Consider the following 17,935-nt stretch of genomic DNA (forward strand, 5'->3'; position numbering starts at 1 on the left):
TAGGAGTGGATGGTCGGATAGGACGTGCGTCAGCAGAGGGGATCAATTGGTGACAATCGTGCCGATGGGTTCGCCCGTGAGCGCACGGTAAATGTTGCCAGGCTCGTTCATGGAGAACACCACGATGGGGGTATTGTTTTCCTGACAGAGGCTGAACGCCGTGGAGTCCATCACCTGAAGCCGACGGGTAATCGCCTCCATGTAAGTGATCTTGTCGTAGCGCACCGCGTCGGGATTTTTGTTGGGATCGCTGTCGTAGATGCCATCGACCTTGGTGGCCTTCAGCACGACGTCTGCACTCACTTCGCTGGCGCGCAGCGCGGCGGTCGTATCGGTGGAGAAAAATGGGTTGCCGGTTCCTGCGGCGAAAATGACCACACGACCAAGTTCGAGATGTCGGGTGGCTTTGCGGCGGATGAACGGCTCGGCGACGTTGTCCATTTTGATGGCGCTTTGCACGCGCGTCGGCACGTCCATCGCCTCCAGCATCGATTGCACTGCCAAAGAATTCATCACCGTGGCGAGCATGCCCATATAATCGGCCGTGGCACGTTCCATGCCGCGATTGCTGGCACTTACTCCACGCCAAAAGTTGCCGCCTCCGACCACCAAAGCGATTTCCAAACCTTCTTGATGCGCCGCTTTGATCTGCTCTGCGATGCTCTCCACAATGGGTGGGCTGATGTTGTCGTGGCTGCCCGGCTCACGCAGCGCCTCGCCGCTGAGCTTCAATAGAACACGCTTGAATTGTCGTTTCCCGTCGTTTTCGTCGTCTGGCATTGTGGCTGTAGTTAGCCCATCAAACATGAGTGTGCAAAACTTGCAAAGATAAATCCTCGTTCAGCGCAGGCTGCGGCGGCTTTTCACAAATGGAAGATCGAGCAGCAAAAAGATCACCATCGACAGCAGCGAGGCCACCACCACATACCAGGGCCACGGTCCGAGTGCATCGAAAAGGCTCGCGGTAGGCGGTTTACGACACAGGAATCCGTAGTTCGATCCCACCAGCGCATTAAATCCGCCGACGACCACCGCATAGATGTTGATGCCCAGCCACGCTTTCCACTTCGCCGATGCTCTCGGCACCTGCCTCAATCCCAGCACCACATACAAGGCCGCAATCACCACGCCCAGATGGATGATGAAAAACATAAAGTAGCGCGGACTGGGAAAATCCAGCGTCAACGCCGGGGTGATCACCCCCTGCAAGGTGCCTGCCAGACCCCAAAAATACAGAAACTCGCCGATGCCTCGGTGATGGGTGAACAGAGCCAGTGCGCCCAGCAAGGCGGCAATGTCGCAAAGATGCAGCGGATAAAGATTGTCTACATTTCCTGTCCCTGTCGAAAGATAAAACCACTGATGCAGCGGCCACATGGAGAGCAACAGCACCCCCAGCGTCAACTCCATCGCCCGTGCCAGCTGGGCCGGTCCACGCCTCGCCACTCCGATCATCAGCACCGCCACCACCAACCCCACCGCCAGGGCGGCGAGATGGGACGTGCCCATAAAAAGGAAGGGATCTACACTGGAGGTCACCGCTGGCATCGGCGCATTCAGGCATCAGCCGCACAAAATACAAGCGGCCTTTGTCAAACCTTGCGCTTTGACCACGCGCCCTTCCTCCGTATTTTATCCCAACATGAACCTCACACGCACCGCTTTTGGCACCTGGAACGGGGGCCGCTTTATGCACTTCGGCGAACAACTCGACGAAACGCAATTCCTCGACCTCATCCGCCACTCCTACGAACAAGGCATCCGCACCTTCGTCAGCTCCGACGTCTACGGCGCTGGCCGTGCCGACTCCATGCTCGGCGAAGCCCTCAAAGATGCACCGCGAGACAGCTATTGCCTGGTTGGCCTGCTTGGTCACGATTTCTACGGCGGTGTTCGCGCCGGAGCCAAAGGGTATCCTCGTTTCACCGAACCCGGCCTGCGCGAACCCTCTGACTACTCTTCCTATCTGAAAATGGCCTGCGAGAAATCCCTCGAACGCTGCCAGGCCAGCCATTTTGATCTGGTCATGCTACACAATCCTGACGTCACCGGCTACACCAGCGAAACCGTCTGGGATGGTCTTCGCGAACTCAAACAACTCGGTCTCACCCAGCGACTCGGCCTCGCGCCGGGCCCCGCCAACGGCTTCACCCTCGACATCATCGACTGTTTTGAAAAATTCGGAGCCGATATCGACTGGGCGATGCTCATCCTCAACCCTTTCGAACCCTGGCCCGGCACCCTCGCCCTGCCCGCCGCAAAAAAACACGACATCGACGTCATCGCCCGCGTGGTCGACTACGGAGGCATCTTCCATGACGACGTCAAACCCGGTCACCACTTCCGTGACGGCGATCACCGCACCTACCGGGGTCCCGACTGGATCGAACACGGCTGCGAAAAACTAGAAAAACTTCGTCCGATTGCCGAAAAGCATGGTCTCACCATGTTGCAGCTCGCCAGTTTTTGGGATCTCGCTCAAGACAGTGTCAAAAGCGTTGTCCCCACCCTCGTTCAGGAAGCCTACGAAGGCGCAAAACCGATCAATGACAAGGTCGCCGAACTTGCCGGGCTCCCGGAAACCAATCCGCTTACTCCCGAGGACATCGCTTTTATCAATTCCATCGGAGACAACACCGGTTGCATGAAGCTTAAAGGTGCCAGCGAGCGTCACATCGGCACTGATCCACGTCCCGACGAATGGGCGATCCGCGACGAACTGCTGGCCGTCGCCGGTCGCTGGAATCTTGGCAATTCCTGGGCCTGGTGAAATAAAACGGTCAGCTGTCCATCAGCTTCATCAGCAGGCGGCGCACCACGTGCCGCTGGGTCATATTTCCCTCGCGTTCGCACGCTTCATCCAGATTGCGCAAGACCCGCCCGATCATGGTATTGACGGTTGCCGATTCATGGATCAGCTCCTCCATCGCCGGATTGGCTGCCGGATGGTGCCTTGCCACGTCTTCCGCCAGCATGAACCGACCGCGATTGAAACAATCCACCAGCCAGGTCTGCCCCTCATGAGTGACACGGGCGAGGAAATGGCCGGGGAAATTGCAACCTTGAATCGGCACCCCGAGGCGTTTGCCCACGAGGATGTAGACCGCGCACATCGACAGCGGATTTCCTAGTCCATTCTCCAGCACCCACAACAAGTTGCTGTTGTGGGCCGCATAATATTCCTTCGTGTTGCCGCGCAACCGCGCGTCTTGACCACGCCCCGCAAACAGATATTCTGCCAGCAATCGTGGGTCGCTTCCGACTCCAGAGCGCAGTGCAGATGCCGCCAGCGAGTCCAGTTTCCGTCCCATCTCCTCAGCCTGCGTGGCCCATCCGCTCAAAAAGGTGGAAATCTGACCCAGTGCATCTTCCAATTGTGCCTCGGGAGAGGAAAGCCAGCGCCACGACAACCAGGTCTCCTCCAACTCCTCCCAGCAACCGGGGGCCAGCAACTCACTAAGCAGGCGTTGCTGTTCGTCATCCAAAGGTTCTCCCAAGGCCAGCAATTCCTCGGGCAATTCCCTGCGCATGGAAGTCAATCGGCTGCGAACGGCGGAGCGAACCACCGGATTGTCGTCATCCAGCAATTTCAGCAAATGGCGGAGTTGAGGTGTGGTGCTTTGCACAAGTAAATAAATAGCAAACGCAACGCCCTGCGGCAAGTCACTTCACCATGTAGAAATATTTGCTCCATGGGTCAGGCGAACCCGCTTTTTTCAGGAAGCGGTCTTCGCATGAGACAAATTTTCAAAAAAACTGCATTCAGTTCATTCAAAGTGATGACATTCCGCGATTCGTCGCTTGCATGTCATGGCCTTAATGCTAGCTTTTCCCCCAGCGGAGGCCTCAGAGTTTCTTGGGAATTCGCTAAACTGACACTCAGCGATGGCCAATGAGATTGACTAGTTGATCAAAATTTGTTCGTTGATGATTGCCGGAGAATATTTTTTTAGTGTTTATTGTAAATCGAAAAGCGCGGGCATAGCATAGTGGTAATGCTCCAGCCTTCCAAGCTGATTAGACGGGTTCGATTCCCGTTGCCCGCTCCATCGATTCAAAATAACCCCCCCCGGCTATGAATTTTTCACCCTCATGCATATTGGGTTTGCTTTCCGTTGCGATGGCCATCGCGACGCCGTTGGAGGCGGATCAGAGTCAACCCACTGGGGCTGAGATCAAATCCACCGTCACCAAGTGTGATCCAATCTTCAAAGAGGTGCAAACCGCAGTGACTGCGGAACCGGACAAGGTGCTCCTCATCGTCGAAGAAAATATTCTCGCCAGTCAGGACTGCGTTTGTGAAATCATCAAGGCGGCAATCCTTGCCACACAGGCCGATGCGGATCTGACGCGTCAGATCATGCTTACCGCCCTGGATGCGGCACCTGGCAAAGCGAAAATGATTGAAATATGCATCGCCGCCATCGCCGCTGAGCGCGCAGGTGATGTCAAAGTGAGTGGCAAAGACGTTCAGGAGGTCGTGCGAAGTGGCAAAGACGGCAAGGATGTTACGCCAATTTTCAGTGAAAAAGGGGTGATGGAAGCCGCCCCTCTCTTGGCCACTGGCGACGACTACCGTTTCATTCCTCCCGACATTCGCGGTGTTTATCTCATTCAACCCGGTTCCGGCGGCGTCTATTTCGGCGATCCCGAAGTGATCGAGACCATCATCGTCAAAGAGGAACCACCCCGTGTCATTATCCGGGAACATCCCCCGAAGGACAGTGATCCGCAATCCCCCTCCTGCGTCTGCATCCGCCCTTAACCCACCGAAGATCGCCCTTTAACCGCCCCCTCGATCTTTCATGCAAAAATCTTTCCCCCGCGCGCTCCTGGCCATGACCGTCTTGACGGTCTCGGGCACCGCATTTGCTCAGGGGTTGCTCGGCCTGACCCAAAGCGTGGATTACGAGGCCAATATCCCTTTCTCCGTCAGCACGTCGGTGCGCGCTGGTTACGACAATATCAAATACTCCAGCGCCGGTCAGGAAGACGTGGAAAGCTATTTCCTCCAATCCGGCATCGGCCTTCGTTATGGCAACAATCATCGGGTGACCCCATGGAACGTTGGCGTTGACCTCGGCGTCACGCATTACCTTGATTCCGTCGAGCGCGGTGAGGACACTTTCTACAACACGCGCGTTTCTTTCAACATCAGCCATCAAATCTCGCGCCGCCTGACGGTCGGCAACAACTTTTACGCCACCTACGAGATTGAGCCTGATTACGGTGCCGGCGTCACCACCGGTCGTCGGGCCGGCCAATACATCTACGGTTACAACAACACCACGCTCGCCTACGCCTGGACCCGCCGCGTCTCCACCACCACGGGTTACACCGTCGATGGCATCAAGTATGTCGATGATAACGACGTGGCCGGTTTGGAGGACCGGTTCAGCCACACCTTTAGCCAGCAAGTCAGTTACGCCTTGTCGCGCCGCACTTCCCTGACGGCGGAATATCGTTTCCGCCTCACCGATTACGACAGCTCGCCACGAGGCATCGCCGGGGAAAATTACGTGAATCCCGACTCCACCAGCCATTTTGTCCTCATCGGTGTGGACCAGGCATGGAGTGACCGGCTTACCGCCAGCGTCCGCGCCGGTGCAGAACTTTACCAAAGCGATCGCACCAGCGAAACTGCCCCTTATGTGGAAGGCTCCCTCAACTACGCCATCTCCCGCAAGACCAGCCTCCGCTGGCACGTTCAGGCTGGTTACGATGGTTCCGAGCTTGGCCTGTTTAATTCCCGCTACTCCTACCGCACCGGGGTGGTGGTTTCCCACCAGTTCACGCGTCGCCTCAGCGGCAACAGTGGCATTCATTACGTGCACAGTGACTTCGAAGGGAGCGAGGATGTTCCTTCAGCCAGCGAAGATGAACTCAACGCCTCCATTGGTCTGACCTACAATTTCTGGCAAAATCTCAGCCTCGATGCCAACTACAGCTTCACCACACTTGCAGCCGATCAAGAATTCCGCGATTATGATCGTCACCGCCTGAGTGTTGGCCTCAACGCCACGTTCTAGCGGGAAAAGCCTAAAAGCCAAGCAAGTTTCATCGCCACAACTGAAAACCTCCCCCCCGGCGTTGCAGCGCCAGCCATGAACCCATCTCCTCCCCAAGAACATCGGCAGCACGCTCTCGATTACTGGCAAATCATCCGGAATCGACTGGGCCTCATCTTTTTATGCTTCCTGCTGGTGTTTGCCGCCGCCGCCGTCATCACGCATGTCATGCCGAGAAAATACCGGGCGGTGGTGGAAATCGAACTCAAGAGGCAACTCAAAGACACCAACGTCTTTGGCCAGCTCAACCAGAACAACAATCTCGCCGGCGACGGCTTCTTAAAGACCCAGCTCGAAATCATTCAAAAGCCCAAAACCCTCGAACGGGTGGTCGAAAAACTCAAGCTGCTTGAACTGTGGAGCCTCCCTGCCAATGGCCGCCAGTTCGCCATCGGTCGGCTTCAGGGTCACCTTGAGGTCAACAGCAGTGCCAGAAGCGAGATCATCAACATCACTTATTACGACGAAGATCCACAGCTTGCGGCGGACATCGCCAACGCCGTCGCTGAAAGCTACCGCGAGACCCGCATCCAGGTCGACCGCGACCTTGCCGATAACTCTATCAAGGAATTCAACATCCAGGTTGCTGCCAAAGAGCAGCTCGCGCAGCAGGCCCGGAACAAGATGTTTGCCGTCAAAAAGGACCTTGGTATCATCGAGCTGCCGGGAGACAACCGGGCTACTGGTCAGGATGTCATCGACACTGTTGAAAGCGCCACGCTGATCGACCGGGAACGCGACATTTACAAACTGACCAATGAAATCCAGTCCCTCCGCGCCCAGATCAGCCAGTTACAAACCCTCGACGGTGACGCCCTCATCCGCCAAGCTGGTGAACTTCGCGTCGAGAACGAAACCATCCGCACCATCGGACCCGCTTACCAGGGATTGCTGATGAGACAGGAAAGCGTCGCTGGCTCTGGACTCGGACCCAAACACCCTACCATGATCAGCCTCGGGAAGGAGATTGAAACCGCCCGAACGCTCCTCCTTGATGCCGCCAACGACTACCGCAACAACCTCGCCTTTCGCATCACCACGGGGGAGAGACAACTCGCTGAAGCTCAAAAAACCTATCAGGAACAGCGCTCCAAATCTCTTGAGGCCGACACCAACAACCAGGAATACCTTCATGCCAAGGAAGAGTGGGAAGGTCTCAACCGGGATCTCTGGAAGCTCCGCGACACCCTTGCCCAGCAGCAGATCGAACGCGACATTCCGGCCACCCCGTTCACCATCCACAAATCCGCCGACGAACCGGAAACTGCTCCCGCCAAACCCAACGTCAAAGTCAATCTTGCCCTCGGTGCCGTGGTTGGACTCATGTTCGGCTTTGGCTTGGCTTTCTTCCTGGAATACCTCGATACCACCGTCAAAAGCATCGACGAAGTCGAACGCCTTCTCGGGGTTCCCGTGCTCGCCGTGATTCCAAAAAATGTCGGTGCCCTTCATCGCACCACCGGTCTCAATCCCGATGCCGAAGCCTACCGCATCTTACGAACGAACATCGAATTCAACCGCAAAAGACCCGATGCCAATGTCATCAGCGTGGTCAGCGGTGGCTCCAGCGAAGGGAAAAGCACCACCATGGTCAACCTCGCCACGGTTTGTGCCCAGGGCGGATACAACACGCTGATCATCGACGGTGACCTTCGCCGCCCGCGCATGCACACGTTTTTTGATGTGACCAATGATGTTGGCCTCACCACCTACCTCAGCAGTCCGATGGAGCTGGAAGAGGTGGTGCTCGAAACCCCCATCGAAAATCTCTTCCTCATGCCCAGCGGCCTCATGCCGGCCGACAGCTCAGGGATGCTCAACTCCCCACGCTTCCGCCAGTTGCTCGATGACGTCAAAAGCCGTTTCGACATCGTGCTTATCGACTCCCCGCCGATTCTTGGCGTCAGCGACGCCAGTGTGCTTGCCGCAGAGGCCGACCTCACCCTCCTCGTCGTCCAGCATCGCAAACTGCCGCGGCACATGCTGCAGCGGGTCAAACATTCCGTCGATGCTGTTGGCGGAGACGTCGTCGGGGTCGTGCTGAACAACGTCGACATTCACAGCGACAACACCTACGGCTACTACACCAGCTACTACACCTACTACAACTCGGACCAGCGAGGGAAAAAAGACCGTCAGCCAGTGGCGAATGCTCCCCAAAAAACTCTGGCCAGCTTGCAATCTCCCAAGTCCGAGAAAAACCGCACTTCCTACCAGGACGCCTTTTGATCGAACTCAATCTTCTCGCCTGTCATGATGAACCCACGTTTCAAAAATCTCTTCGGAATGGCCCAACGGATCTTCCTTCTCGCCCTCCTCGGCTTGAGCCTCCAGAATTTCGCCTCTGCCCAAGGCACTGAGCCTACCTTGCGCTCAGGCGACAGCATCGTTCTCAAGCTCTCTGGTGTGCCGTCGGAAGAATCCGCGTTGATCTCCTATACCTACGACATTTCCGATCAGGGCACCATCAACCTTACCCATTTGGGTGAAGTCCGTGCCGCTGGCATGCGTCCATCCGCCTTGCAGAAGAGCATCGAGAACGCTTACAAATCAGCCGAAATTTACACCAACCCGACCATCCTCATCAGCACCAGTCGTGATGGCGGTTCAGGCACCCAGGTCGTTTACGTCAGCGGCGAAGTCAAAACGCCAGGTGCCATCCCCATGCGCGCCGGCATGAGCGTTCACGACGCCATCACCTCCGCGTCAGGGCCCACTGACTTCGCCAAAATGAAAGCCGTCAAACTCTCCCGCGGCAACAACACCCGTGAACTGGATCTGCGTCGGGCCGACAATCCAGACGCTTCGCTTCCCGTGCAGTCTGGCGACAAGATCCATGTGTCGCAGTAGCACCTGGCACCTCCCCGCCACTACACGCACGCAATCAGAAGGGGGCCACTCCAAGTGGAAAGCAGATGGACATTGGCCATTGGCAGTGCAAAAGGCTGACGCTTTGTCTTCCGCATCCCCTCATGTCCGCTCCAGCGCTCCCGTCTCCACCCGTCACCAAAAGGGAAATTTGGATCGACTTGCTGCGTGGCTTTGCCGTCTTGATCATGCTCGAGACGCATTGTGTGAATGTGTTCTTGGATCCCTCAACCGTCGCAAACCCGGCATGGATGGGCTGGCTCAATTTCTTCAACGGCCTGGCCGCTCCCACCTTCCTGTGGATCGCCGGTTACCTACAAGGCCTGGGTATCCGTCGGGCCATCGCCACCAACCGGCCGTTGCTCACTCGCCAGCGCTTGCTACGTCTGCTCTTGATCTGCCTGTTGGGCATCGCCCTTCAAATCCCCTGGAGTCCATGGCTGGCTGGGGACTATGGCATTGCCAGCTGGACCAGTCTGACTGCCGTCAACATCCTTCAGTGCCTCGCCATGAGCCTGTTTGTCCTGCTTCTGCTCGGCGCGTGGATGCGAACCCGTTATGACCTCGCTACGGCATTGCTGGCCATCGCCGTCATCCTCGCCGCCACTGCCGCCAACGGCTGGAGCACCGGGTTGATGCCCCTCGATTCATGGTTAAACCGCAACAACGGATCCATCTTTCCTTTCTTCCCCTGGTTTGCCTTCTGTGCCGTCGGGAGTCTGATGGGGCGATGGGAGCTCTCCTGGAAAACCTGGATGCCACTCGCGCTACTGATGATTTTCGGCGGAACCGGAATTCAGCATGGCCCATTCGATCAAACACACCCCGGATTTTTCTTCGAACGCCTCGGTTATGTGTTGGTGTTCGCCATTTTCATCCATGCGACCAGCAAAATTTGCCGGATCTCCTGGCTGCAGCTCATTGGCCGCCAATCCCTTTTCATTTACGTTCTGCATCTGCAGATTCTGCATTCCCTGCCCCTGCCCGGAGGTTCACCAGACAAGTTGTGGGCCAATCAGCTCAGCCTGAAGCACACCTCCCTGGCGTTGGTAATGCTGCTGCTCATTTGCCTGGCCTTTGCCTGGCTCAATGAGCAGCGCCAAAATCGGTGTCGTCCCGCCAATCCAATGCCTGCCTCAACCTAGTTCGCTGCCATCAGTGGGAAGAGGCCTTTTCGGCACCCAATCCGGTCTCAGCACGCACGCTCAGTTCAGCGAATTTCGACTCCGCCACCAAGTCGCGTTTGCTCAGCAAGGTTCCCAGAATCGCTCCCAGGAAACCGAGCGGGATACTTACGATTCCCGGATTTTTCAGCGGGAAGATCGGGTCGCCTGTGATCAGTGCCTTGCCCGCCACCGGGTCCATCACACTCGGGCTGATTACAATCAAGATGATCGAACTCGCCAGACCAACCACCAAGCCCATCACGGCACCGGTGGTGTTAAACCGCTTCCAGAACACGCTGAACAAAATCACCGGCAGGTTCGCCGAAGCCGCCACGGCAAACGCCAGGCCCACCAAAAACGCCACGTTCAAGGATCTCAGTTTGATCGCCAAAAAGATCGAAACCGCTCCCACCACAAAGGCGGTAATGCGTGCGACGCGAACCTCTTCACCCTGCGTTTTCTCTTTGCCGGAATGAATCACGTTGGTGTAAAAATCATGCGCGAAGGAGGTCGATGCACTCATCGTCAGCCCTGCAACGACGGCCAGAATGGTCGCAAATGCCACTGCGCTGATGAACGCAAAAAACATTTCGCCACCCAATACCTCCGCAAGAATCGGAGCCACCATGTTACCGTCCGGCTTGCCTGAAGCGGCCAGTGGCAGTTGATCCAGACTGAGGATCGTCGCCGCTCCAAAGCCAAAGAAAGTGGTGAGAATATAAAACACCCCAATGATCGCGGTCGCCCAAACCACTGAAACCCGTGCCGTTTTCGCATCCGGCACCGTGTAGAAGCGCACCAAGATGTGCGGCAAACCTGCCGTGCCCAGAACGAGGCCGAGCGCCAGGGAGATGAAGTCCCAGTTGCCCCACTGATTCGCCGCCGTGACGCCGTATTGCAGGCCGGGGGTCAGAAGGTTGATCGCTTCCCGGCTGCCCGCATAATCCGCCTGCGACACGCTGGTGAAGAACTGAGTCAAGCTGTAGTCGCTCCGCGCCAGCACCATCCAGCTCAAGGCAAAAGCACCGGCCATCAACAGGATCGCCTTGATGATCTGCACCCAGGTCGTCGCCAGCATGCCGCCAAACACCACATAAACCAGCATCAACACCCCCACCCCAATCACCGCCGGAACGAACTCAATGCCGATCAACACCTTGATAATGCCACCTGCGCCAATCATCTGGGCGATCATGTAAAAGGTCGACACCGTCAGCGTGGAAAGAGACGCCATCGCGCGCACCGGACGCTGGTTCAGCCGGTAGGCCAGCAAATCTGCCATCGTGTATTTGCCAGCGTTGCGCAGAGGTTCCGCCACCAGCAGAAGCACCGTCAAGTAGGCAACCAGGAAACCCACCGAATACATGAAACCGTCGTAACCAAACATGCAGATCGCTCCCGAAATGCCCAGGAAACTCGCCGCACTCATGTAGTCACCCGCAACCGCCAAGCCGTTTTGCCAGCCTTTGATGCTGCGTCCGGCGGCGAAGTAGGCCGTTGATCCCGTGGCTTTCTTGGCACTGAAATAAGTGATGACCAACGTCACTGCCACAAAGGCCAGGAACATCATCAGCGCCGTGTTGCTGCCGCCCGTCACCTGCGGGGATGGGCCCGGAACCGCAGCAGCGGCCGCCGCGAGAAGGCTGCCGGAAGGAGAGAGGAAGTCGAAAGAAAAGAGTGAGGACATAGGAGAGATTTAGCGGAAAAATTTGGCAAGCAGGGCTTCGTTCATGATGTCCCAACGTTTGGCGGCCTTCACATACATGGCGCAGATGATCCAGGTCATCAGGAACTGCGAGAGCGCGAACAGGTAAGCAATATTGACCTTGCCCAGCACCTCCGTTTTCATCAGTTCAGGCCAGAATCCGACCAGAACAGGGAGCGCCATGTAATAGACCAAAAAGAAAATCGTCGCCGGAATAATGAAACGGCGTTTGGCACTCTTGAGAGCGGCGAAATCGGGGTCCGCAGCAATGCGATCCCAGTCCGGTGCAGTTTCAGTGTTGTTTTTCTCGGGCATGGTGGAGTGAGGCTAGGAGGAGTCGCCCAAACTGGCAAGCAGGGAGTTCAATCATCCAAAAAAAACTGGCAAGGATGCGCTTCGATGGCCCCTGCGGGTGGCCAGCCACGACATCCACTCGACCGCGTCCTGAATGGACGCCTCATCACAGCCCGGCACAAGGTGCCGGGTTTTAATCGTTCAGCAGAGCGTCCTGTCAGGACGCCTCATGCACGGTGGGCACCCCAACCCCCCTACTCACCCAAATTCGCCGCGCCGTTCACCTGAGAATTCACGCGCAAACGCAAACCATTGAGGCGGATGAACCCGGTCGCATCGTCCTGGTTGTAGGCCTTCGTTGGGTCGGCTTCCATGGTGGCAATGTGCGGATTGTAGAGGCTGTGTGGCGACTTGCGGCCCGCCGCGTGGATGCCACCTTTGTAAAGTTTCACCCGCACGCTGCCGGTCACGTTCTTCTGGCTCTCCGTCACCAAAGCCTGGATGGCCAGACGCTCCGGCGCATACCAGAAACCGTTGTAAACGAGTTCCGCATACTTCGGGATCAACCCGTCGCGGATGTGCATCACTTCGCGGTCCATCGTGAGACTTTCCAGCTGCCGGTGCGCAAACTGCAAAATGGCTCCACCGGGGGTTTCATACACGCCGCGGCTTTTCATGCCGACAAAACGGTTTTCCACCATGTCGACCCGACCCACGCCATGCTTGCCGCCAAGTTTGTTCAACTGACGCATGACCGCCAAAGGCGACAACGCCTTGCCATTCACGCCCACGCAATTGCCCTTTTCAAAATCCAGCGTCACCATCTGCGGTTTGTCCGGCGCATCTTCCGGGAATACGGAAAGCACGTTGAAATAGTCGCGATACTTCAGATCACCGGCATCGAACCAAGGATCTTCAAGAATGCCGGCTTCATAACTGATGTGCAAAAGGTTGCGGTCCATGCTGAACGGTTTTTTCGCACTCGCCTGCACTGGGATCTTCTTCTCCTCGCAATACGCAATCATTTCCGCGCGACCAGGGAACTGGGTGCGGAAACGTTCGTCACGCCAAGGAGCAATGATCTCCAACTCCGGAGCCAAAGCCGCCGTGGTCAGCTCAAAACGGACCTGGTCATTGCCTTTGCCGGTCGCACCGTGGGCGATGGCATAAGCGCCTTCCTTGCGGGCGATCTCCACCATGCGTTTGGCGATCAAGGGACGCGCAATGCTGGTGCCAAGGAAATATTCGCCCTCGTAAATCGCGCCCGCTTGGAGCATCGGATAAATGAAATCCTTGGCGAACTCGTCCTGCAAATCATCAATATACAATCCCGCCGCACCTGTTGACTTGGCCTTTTTGTCCAGGCCCTTCAGCTCGTCGTCCTGACCGATGTTCGCGCAAAAAGCGATCACATCCGCGTCATAGGTTTCCTTGATCCAGGACAGCAACACGGATGTGTCGAGACCGCCGGAGTATGCGAGAACAATTTTTTTCTTGGCCATGATGATGGGAAAACAGAAAGGGTGAACCGCGAAGGAATCACAGTTTGCCCGAACGTCCAGAAATATGCTGAAACGATTCCACCAGAATGATCTCACAAGCCCCCTCACCGCGATCATCGCGCACCAGTGAACTGCGCCAAGGTTTGTCAGCGGTTGGATGCGTTGCCTCGACCAGCGCCCCTTCCAGTTCGACCCAATCTCCCACCTTCACCTGCTCCAATTGCTTGGCGATTTTTTCATTGGCCGGGATGATATGGGCGTTGGTTGAATGTCGGATCAACTCTTCCTCCGGCAACGGCGCAGCCCCCCACCATTTCCAGTGATAAAACCGATCACTCTGCGTGATTTCGAGCCGTCCCAACACAGCATCATCCGCCATCACCCCCCAGCCCAGCGCCAGATCAAGCGGAGCCAGCAGTGCGGTTTCAGAATTGGCATAGCTCTTCGTCCCCAAGACCCGCGCCTGGATTTTGAACCGCGCTAGCCGTTCCAGCTTCCAGCCACGAAGTTCGACACGGGGAAAAGCGTTCGCTAACTTCGTTTGGATCGGGTCCATCGGTGACCGTTCCTGCATGGAAGACCAAATCCACCAACCAATCCCCACCGCTAATGCCAGCCCTCCCGATTTCAAAACCCAAGATCTGTGTTTATCTGTGTCCATCTGTGGTTGAAGAAATAGAAACCACGAATGGACACCAATTCACACGAATTCCTGATCTCTTAAATCGCCGATAAGTCCCACCTCAGAACATTCGTGTTTGTTCGTGTCCATTCGTGGTTTACCCCCAAATCACTCCACCAGCTCCAAACTGATCTCCACCGCTTTCGACGTCGGAGTCAGGCTTTCGTCAGCGATGCTGTCAATCGGCACCAGCACATTTGCCTCGGGAAAATAAGCCGCCGCCGTCCCCCGCGGAGTGTCATACGGAATCGCCAGGAACCCATTTGCCCGGCGCTCCTCGCCTTTCCAATGCCCCACGATGTTCACCGGTTTCACCGGACCAATGCCACGCTCACGCATGTCTTCAGGATTCAGGAAAACGACGCGCCGTTCATTGCCGATACCGCGATACCGGTCGTTCAATCCGTAAATCGTCGTGTTGAACTGGTCATGACTGCGCAACGTCTGCAGCAGCAAGCGCCCCGGTGCTGATTGATGCACCGTCAACGGATTGGCAAAAAACTCCGCCTTGCCCGATGGCGTGTCAAACCAACCTTCACGCGCGCAGTTCGGCAAATAAAACCCGCCTGACACGCGCACCCGCTGGTTAAAATCTTCAAACCCTGGAATCACCGCCTCAATTTTGTCGCGCACCAGATCATAATTCGCCGCCCATTCGAGCCACGGCACCGCACTCCTGCCCGCCAGAGTCGCCGCCGCCATTCCACACACAATCGCTGTCTCACTGCGCAACTGATTGCCCGCCGGCTTCAACGCCCCCTGACTCTTGTGCACCACGCCCATTGAATCCTCCACGGTCACAAACTGTTCCGTGCCACGCTGCACATCGACCTCAGTCCGACCCAGACACGGCAAAATCAATGCGCGCCGACCATGAATCAGGTGACTCCGGTTCAGCTTCGTCGCGATGTGCACCGTCAACCGGCACTGCCGCAAAGCCGTCGCCGTGAACTCCGTGTCCGGCGTGGCCGAAAGAAAGTTGCCGCCCAGCGCAATGAACACCTTGCCCGCTTCGGCATGCATCGCCTTGATCGCCGCCACCACATCATAACCATGTTTGCGCGGCGATTTGAATTGGAAAACCTCATCCAGCTTGTCGTGGAAGGAATCCGCCATCTTCTCGAAAATCCCCATCGTGCGATCCCCTTGCACGTTGCTGTGACCACGCACCGGACACAATCCCGCTCCAGGCCGACCCACCGCGCCCAACAGCAAATGCACATGCGCGATTTCCTGGATCGATGCCACCGCATTCTTATGCTGTGTCAGCCCCATTGCCCAACAAGTGATCAGCTTTTTTTCCCGTGAAGCCGACTGCTCCGCGAGCTTGATGATCTCCGCGCGCTCGATCCCCGAATACTCCTCAATCTGCTCCCAGGTCGTGGCCCTCACCGCTTCCAAATAGGCCGCACTACCCGCCGTCTTCTCCTCCAAAAACTTGCGATCCAGCACCGTTTCCGACCGTTCGTCCTCGAGCTCCAGCAAGGCCTTGGCGATCCCGCGAAACAGCGCCATGTCCCCATTCAGCTTCACCTGCAGATACTGACTGCTCAACGGCGTGCTGATGCCCAGCATCCCCGACACCTCCTGCGGATGTTTGAACCCCAGCAAGCCCGGCTCCTTCAACGGATTCACCGCAATCACCTTCGCCCCATGCCGCACCGCCATCTGCAAACTGCTCAACATGCGAGGATGATTCGTCCCCGGATTCTGCCCCGCCACAATGATCGTCTCCGCCGTCTCAATGTCCCGCAACGTCACGCTCCCCTTGCCAATCCCCACATTCGCCTTCAGCGCAGCACCACTCGATTCGTGACACATGTTCGAACAATCCGGCAGGTTGTTCGTCCCGAACTGACGCACAAAAAGCTGATACACAAACGCCGCCTCATTGCTCGCCCGACCGCTCGTATAAAAAATCGCATCATCTACCTTCGGCAACGCGTTCAACTCCTCCGCCACAATCTGGAACGCCTCATCCCAGTCAATCGCCCGATACCGATCCGCCCCCGCTTCCAACAACATCGGTTCCACCAAACGCCCCTGCTGCTCCAGCCAGTAATCCGACTCCGCAGCCAGTTCCGCGACCGTGTGCTGCTTGAAAAATGCCGGCGTCGCCCGCCGCGTGGTCGCCTCAGCCGCGATCGCTTTCGCTCCGTTTTCACAAAACTCCGTCTTCGCTCGATGATCATCCGGATCCGGCCAGGCGCAGGAAGGGCAGTCAAACCCGTCCTTCTGGTTGATCGTCAACATCGCCTGGGTGCCCCGCAACAACCCCGCCTGACCCATCACGTGATTCATCGAAGACAGCACCGCCGGCAGACCAGCCGCTGCATGCGATGGATGCCCCAGGTGAATTCCGGTCAATTCCTCCGGCGGCTGGGCGGCAGGAAGTGACTTCTTACTATCTTCAGGAGTTTGGACTTTGGAAGGCATGGCGAGCCCATATTCTCGCAGATTTCCCCTGATCAGGCAATGTTCATCAACTCTAATCCAACAGTAGAAGGTCCGTCCCGGGCCTTTCGAATGATGGAGCAAGGCCCGGGACGGACCTTCTACTTTGTTGAAAGCGTCGCCGCCCAGCCCCCGTTCTCTTGCTCCCATACTTCCATGCAATCATCCTCCCTCCTTCGTCGGGCCGCCACTCTCGCGGTCATCGCCAGTTTTAGCTTGAGCTTCAGTCTCTCCCAAGCCGCTGATCTCAGCAAAGGGCTCATCCTTTGCACCAACAAAGGCGATCAAACCCTCTCGCTTATTGACTCCGAGACCAACAAGGAAATCGTCGCCATTCCCGAAGAAGGTATCACCGGCCACGAAGTCATCGCCAGCAAAGACGGCAAACTCGCCTTTGTCCCCATCTTCGGCGACTCCGGCGTCGGCAAACCCGGCACCGACGGACAGCACATCCAGGTCATCGACCTCGCCCAGAAGAAAATCGTCCACACCATCGACCTTGGTCGAGGCCTTCGTCCCCACTGCCCCATCATCCACCCCATCACCGGCGACCTCTATGTCACCACCGAAAACGAAAACTCCATCACCATCGTTGATGGCAAAACCTTCAAGGTGAAAGGCAGCATCACCACCGGTCAAGATCAGTCCCACATGCTCATCATCAGCAACGACGGCAAACGCGGTTACACCTCCAATGTCGGACCCGGCACCGTCTCCGTGCTTGACCTCGAGAAAAACGAACTCATCAAAATCATCCCGATCTCCAAAATCTGTCAGCGCATCGCCGTCAGCAACGACGACAAGTTCATCTTCACCTCCGACCAAACCATGCCCCAACTGGTCGTCATCGACGCCACAACGCTGGAAATCGTCAAACGCATCGACCTCGGCGATTTCGGCTACGGCGCCGCCCCCACTCCCGACGGCAAATCCCTCGTCCTTTCCCTCATCAGCGGCGATCGCGTCGGCCTCATCGACCTTGAAAAGATGGAGCTCACCAAAACCGTCTCCGTCCCCCGTTCCCCGCAAGCCGTCATCGTCCGTCCCGACGGCAAAAAGGCGTATGTCTCCTGTGATCGCAGCGCCCAAGTCGCCGTCATCGACCTCGAAACGTTTAAAGTCGACACGCTCATCCAAGCCGGCAAAACCGCCGACGGCCTCGCCTGGGCCCCCGCGCAATAAGCTGTTCATTGAAA

General features: G+C 56.9%; 15 protein-coding genes and 1 tRNA gene. 8 read left to right on the top strand and 8 right to left on the bottom strand.

Features of this window, described 5'->3' with window-relative positions; translation table 11 throughout:
* Positions 1-42: 42 nt before the first annotated feature.
* Positions 43-780, bottom strand: coding sequence for a UMP kinase (pyrH, locus tag FEM03_RS01640; RefSeq protein WP_138084424.1), 738 nt, complete (start codon positions 778-780; stop codon positions 43-45).
* A gap of 60 nt (positions 781-840) precedes the next feature.
* On the bottom strand, positions 841-1,509 hold the full coding sequence (locus FEM03_RS01645) for a YwaF family protein (RefSeq protein WP_166442539.1): 669 nt from the start codon (positions 1,507-1,509) through the stop codon (positions 841-843).
* Positions 1,510-1,642: 133 nt separating this feature from the next.
* Between FEM03_RS01645 and FEM03_RS01650 the strand changes: the two genes are divergently transcribed.
* A complete protein-coding gene (locus FEM03_RS01650) occupies positions 1,643-2,770 on the top strand; it encodes an aldo/keto reductase (RefSeq protein WP_138084426.1) in 1,128 nt (375 codons plus the stop codon).
* A gap of 10 nt (positions 2,771-2,780) precedes the next feature.
* Here FEM03_RS01650 and FEM03_RS01655 read toward each other — a convergent pair whose 3' ends face one another.
* Entirely contained in the window at positions 2,781-3,626 is an 846-nt protein-coding gene (locus tag FEM03_RS01655) for a transglutaminase-like domain-containing protein (protein ID WP_138084427.1), read from the bottom strand.
* A gap of 349 nt (positions 3,627-3,975) precedes the next feature.
* Between FEM03_RS01655 and FEM03_RS01660 the strand changes: the two genes are divergently transcribed.
* The 6 genes from FEM03_RS01660 to FEM03_RS01685 all read left to right on the top strand — a co-directional run bounded on the left by FEM03_RS01660 (position 3,976) and on the right by FEM03_RS01685 (position 10,081).
* Positions 3,976-4,049: transfer RNA gene (locus FEM03_RS01660), tRNA-Gly, on the top strand.
* Between the two features lie 71 nt (positions 4,050-4,120).
* Entirely contained in the window at positions 4,121-4,765 is a 645-nt protein-coding gene (locus FEM03_RS01665; RefSeq protein ID WP_138084428.1) for a hypothetical protein, read from the top strand.
* Positions 4,766-4,805: 40 nt separating this feature from the next.
* A complete protein-coding gene (locus FEM03_RS01670) occupies positions 4,806-6,029 on the top strand; it encodes a DUF5777 family beta-barrel protein (RefSeq protein WP_138084429.1) in 1,224 nt (407 codons plus the stop codon).
* Between the two features lie 75 nt (positions 6,030-6,104).
* Entirely contained in the window at positions 6,105-8,297 is a 2,193-nt protein-coding gene (locus tag FEM03_RS01675; protein ID WP_138084430.1) for a GumC family protein, read from the top strand.
* A gap of 24 nt (positions 8,298-8,321) precedes the next feature.
* Positions 8,322-8,918 (top strand): polysaccharide biosynthesis/export family protein, encoded by a 597-nt coding sequence (locus tag FEM03_RS01680; RefSeq protein WP_138084431.1) that lies wholly within the window; start codon positions 8,322-8,324, stop codon positions 8,916-8,918.
* Between the two features lie 122 nt (positions 8,919-9,040).
* A complete protein-coding gene (locus FEM03_RS01685) occupies positions 9,041-10,081 on the top strand; it encodes a heparan-alpha-glucosaminide N-acetyltransferase domain-containing protein (RefSeq protein WP_166442540.1) in 1,041 nt (346 codons plus the stop codon).
* 10 nt (positions 10,082-10,091) lie between these two features.
* On the opposite strand, the gene FEM03_RS01690 is transcribed toward FEM03_RS01685, so the two are convergent.
* The 5 genes from FEM03_RS01690 to FEM03_RS01710 all read right to left on the bottom strand — a co-directional run bounded on the left by FEM03_RS01690 (position 10,092) and on the right by FEM03_RS01710 (position 16,721).
* Positions 10,092-11,672: a solute symporter family protein gene (locus tag FEM03_RS01690; protein WP_343162102.1), complete on the bottom strand. Its 1,581-nt coding sequence runs from the start codon at positions 11,670-11,672 to the stop codon at positions 10,092-10,094.
* A 126-nt stretch (positions 11,673-11,798) separates the two neighbouring features.
* Complete coding sequence (locus FEM03_RS01695) at positions 11,799-12,122, bottom strand: DUF485 domain-containing protein (protein ID WP_138084434.1); 324 nt, start codon at positions 12,120-12,122, stop codon at positions 11,799-11,801.
* Positions 12,123-12,355: 233 nt separating this feature from the next.
* A complete protein-coding gene (locus FEM03_RS01700; RefSeq protein WP_138084435.1) occupies positions 12,356-13,603 on the bottom strand; it encodes an argininosuccinate synthase in 1,248 nt (415 codons plus the stop codon).
* A 37-nt stretch (positions 13,604-13,640) separates the two neighbouring features.
* A complete protein-coding gene (locus FEM03_RS01705) occupies positions 13,641-14,159 on the bottom strand; it encodes a hypothetical protein (protein ID WP_138084436.1) in 519 nt (172 codons plus the stop codon).
* A gap of 234 nt (positions 14,160-14,393) precedes the next feature.
* Positions 14,394-16,721 (bottom strand): FdhF/YdeP family oxidoreductase, encoded by a 2,328-nt coding sequence (locus FEM03_RS01710; RefSeq protein ID WP_138084437.1) that lies wholly within the window; start codon positions 16,719-16,721, stop codon positions 14,394-14,396.
* 174 nt (positions 16,722-16,895) lie between these two features.
* Between FEM03_RS01710 and FEM03_RS01715 the strand changes: the two genes are divergently transcribed.
* Positions 16,896-17,921: a YncE family protein gene (locus tag FEM03_RS01715; RefSeq protein WP_240772639.1), complete on the top strand. Its 1,026-nt coding sequence runs from the start codon at positions 16,896-16,898 to the stop codon at positions 17,919-17,921.
* Positions 17,922-17,935: the final 14 nt, after the last annotated feature.

It is taken from the genome of Phragmitibacter flavus (assembly GCF_005780165.1).
GTDB lineage: Bacteria > Verrucomicrobiota > Verrucomicrobiia > Verrucomicrobiales > Verrucomicrobiaceae > Phragmitibacter > Phragmitibacter flavus.

Coding starts and splice junctions, on each gene's coding strand:
- pyrH (WP_138084424.1), bottom strand. CDS start 780: ATGCCAGACGACGAAAACGACGGGAAACGACAATTCAAGCGTGTTCTA.
- FEM03_RS01645 (WP_166442539.1), bottom strand. CDS start 1,509: ATGGGCACGTCCCATCTCGCCGCCCTGGCGGTGGGGTTGGTGGTGGCG.
- FEM03_RS01650 (WP_138084426.1), top strand. CDS start 1,643: ATGAACCTCACACGCACCGCTTTTGGCACCTGGAACGGGGGCCGCTTT.
- FEM03_RS01665 (WP_138084428.1), top strand. CDS start 4,121: ATGGCCATCGCGACGCCGTTGGAGGCGGATCAGAGTCAACCCACTGGG.
- FEM03_RS01670 (WP_138084429.1), top strand. CDS start 4,806: ATGCAAAAATCTTTCCCCCGCGCGCTCCTGGCCATGACCGTCTTGACG.
- FEM03_RS01675 (WP_138084430.1), top strand. CDS start 6,105: ATGAACCCATCTCCTCCCCAAGAACATCGGCAGCACGCTCTCGATTAC.
- FEM03_RS01680 (WP_138084431.1), top strand. CDS start 8,322: ATGATGAACCCACGTTTCAAAAATCTCTTCGGAATGGCCCAACGGATC.
- FEM03_RS01685 (WP_166442540.1), top strand. CDS start 9,041: ATGTCCGCTCCAGCGCTCCCGTCTCCACCCGTCACCAAAAGGGAAATT.
- FEM03_RS01690 (WP_343162102.1), bottom strand. CDS start 11,672: ATGATGTTCCTGGCCTTTGTGGCAGTGACGTTGGTCATCACTTATTTC.
- FEM03_RS01695 (WP_138084434.1), bottom strand. CDS start 12,122: ATGCCCGAGAAAAACAACACTGAAACTGCACCGGACTGGGATCGCATT.
- FEM03_RS01700 (WP_138084435.1), bottom strand. CDS start 13,603: ATGGCCAAGAAAAAAATTGTTCTCGCATACTCCGGCGGTCTCGACACA.
- FEM03_RS01705 (WP_138084436.1), bottom strand. CDS start 14,159: ATGGACCCGATCCAAACGAAGTTAGCGAACGCTTTTCCCCGTGTCGAA.
- FEM03_RS01710 (WP_138084437.1), bottom strand. CDS start 16,721: ATGCCTTCCAAAGTCCAAACTCCTGAAGATAGTAAGAAGTCACTTCCT.
- FEM03_RS01715 (WP_240772639.1), top strand. CDS start 16,896: ATGCAATCATCCTCCCTCCTTCGTCGGGCCGCCACTCTCGCGGTCATC.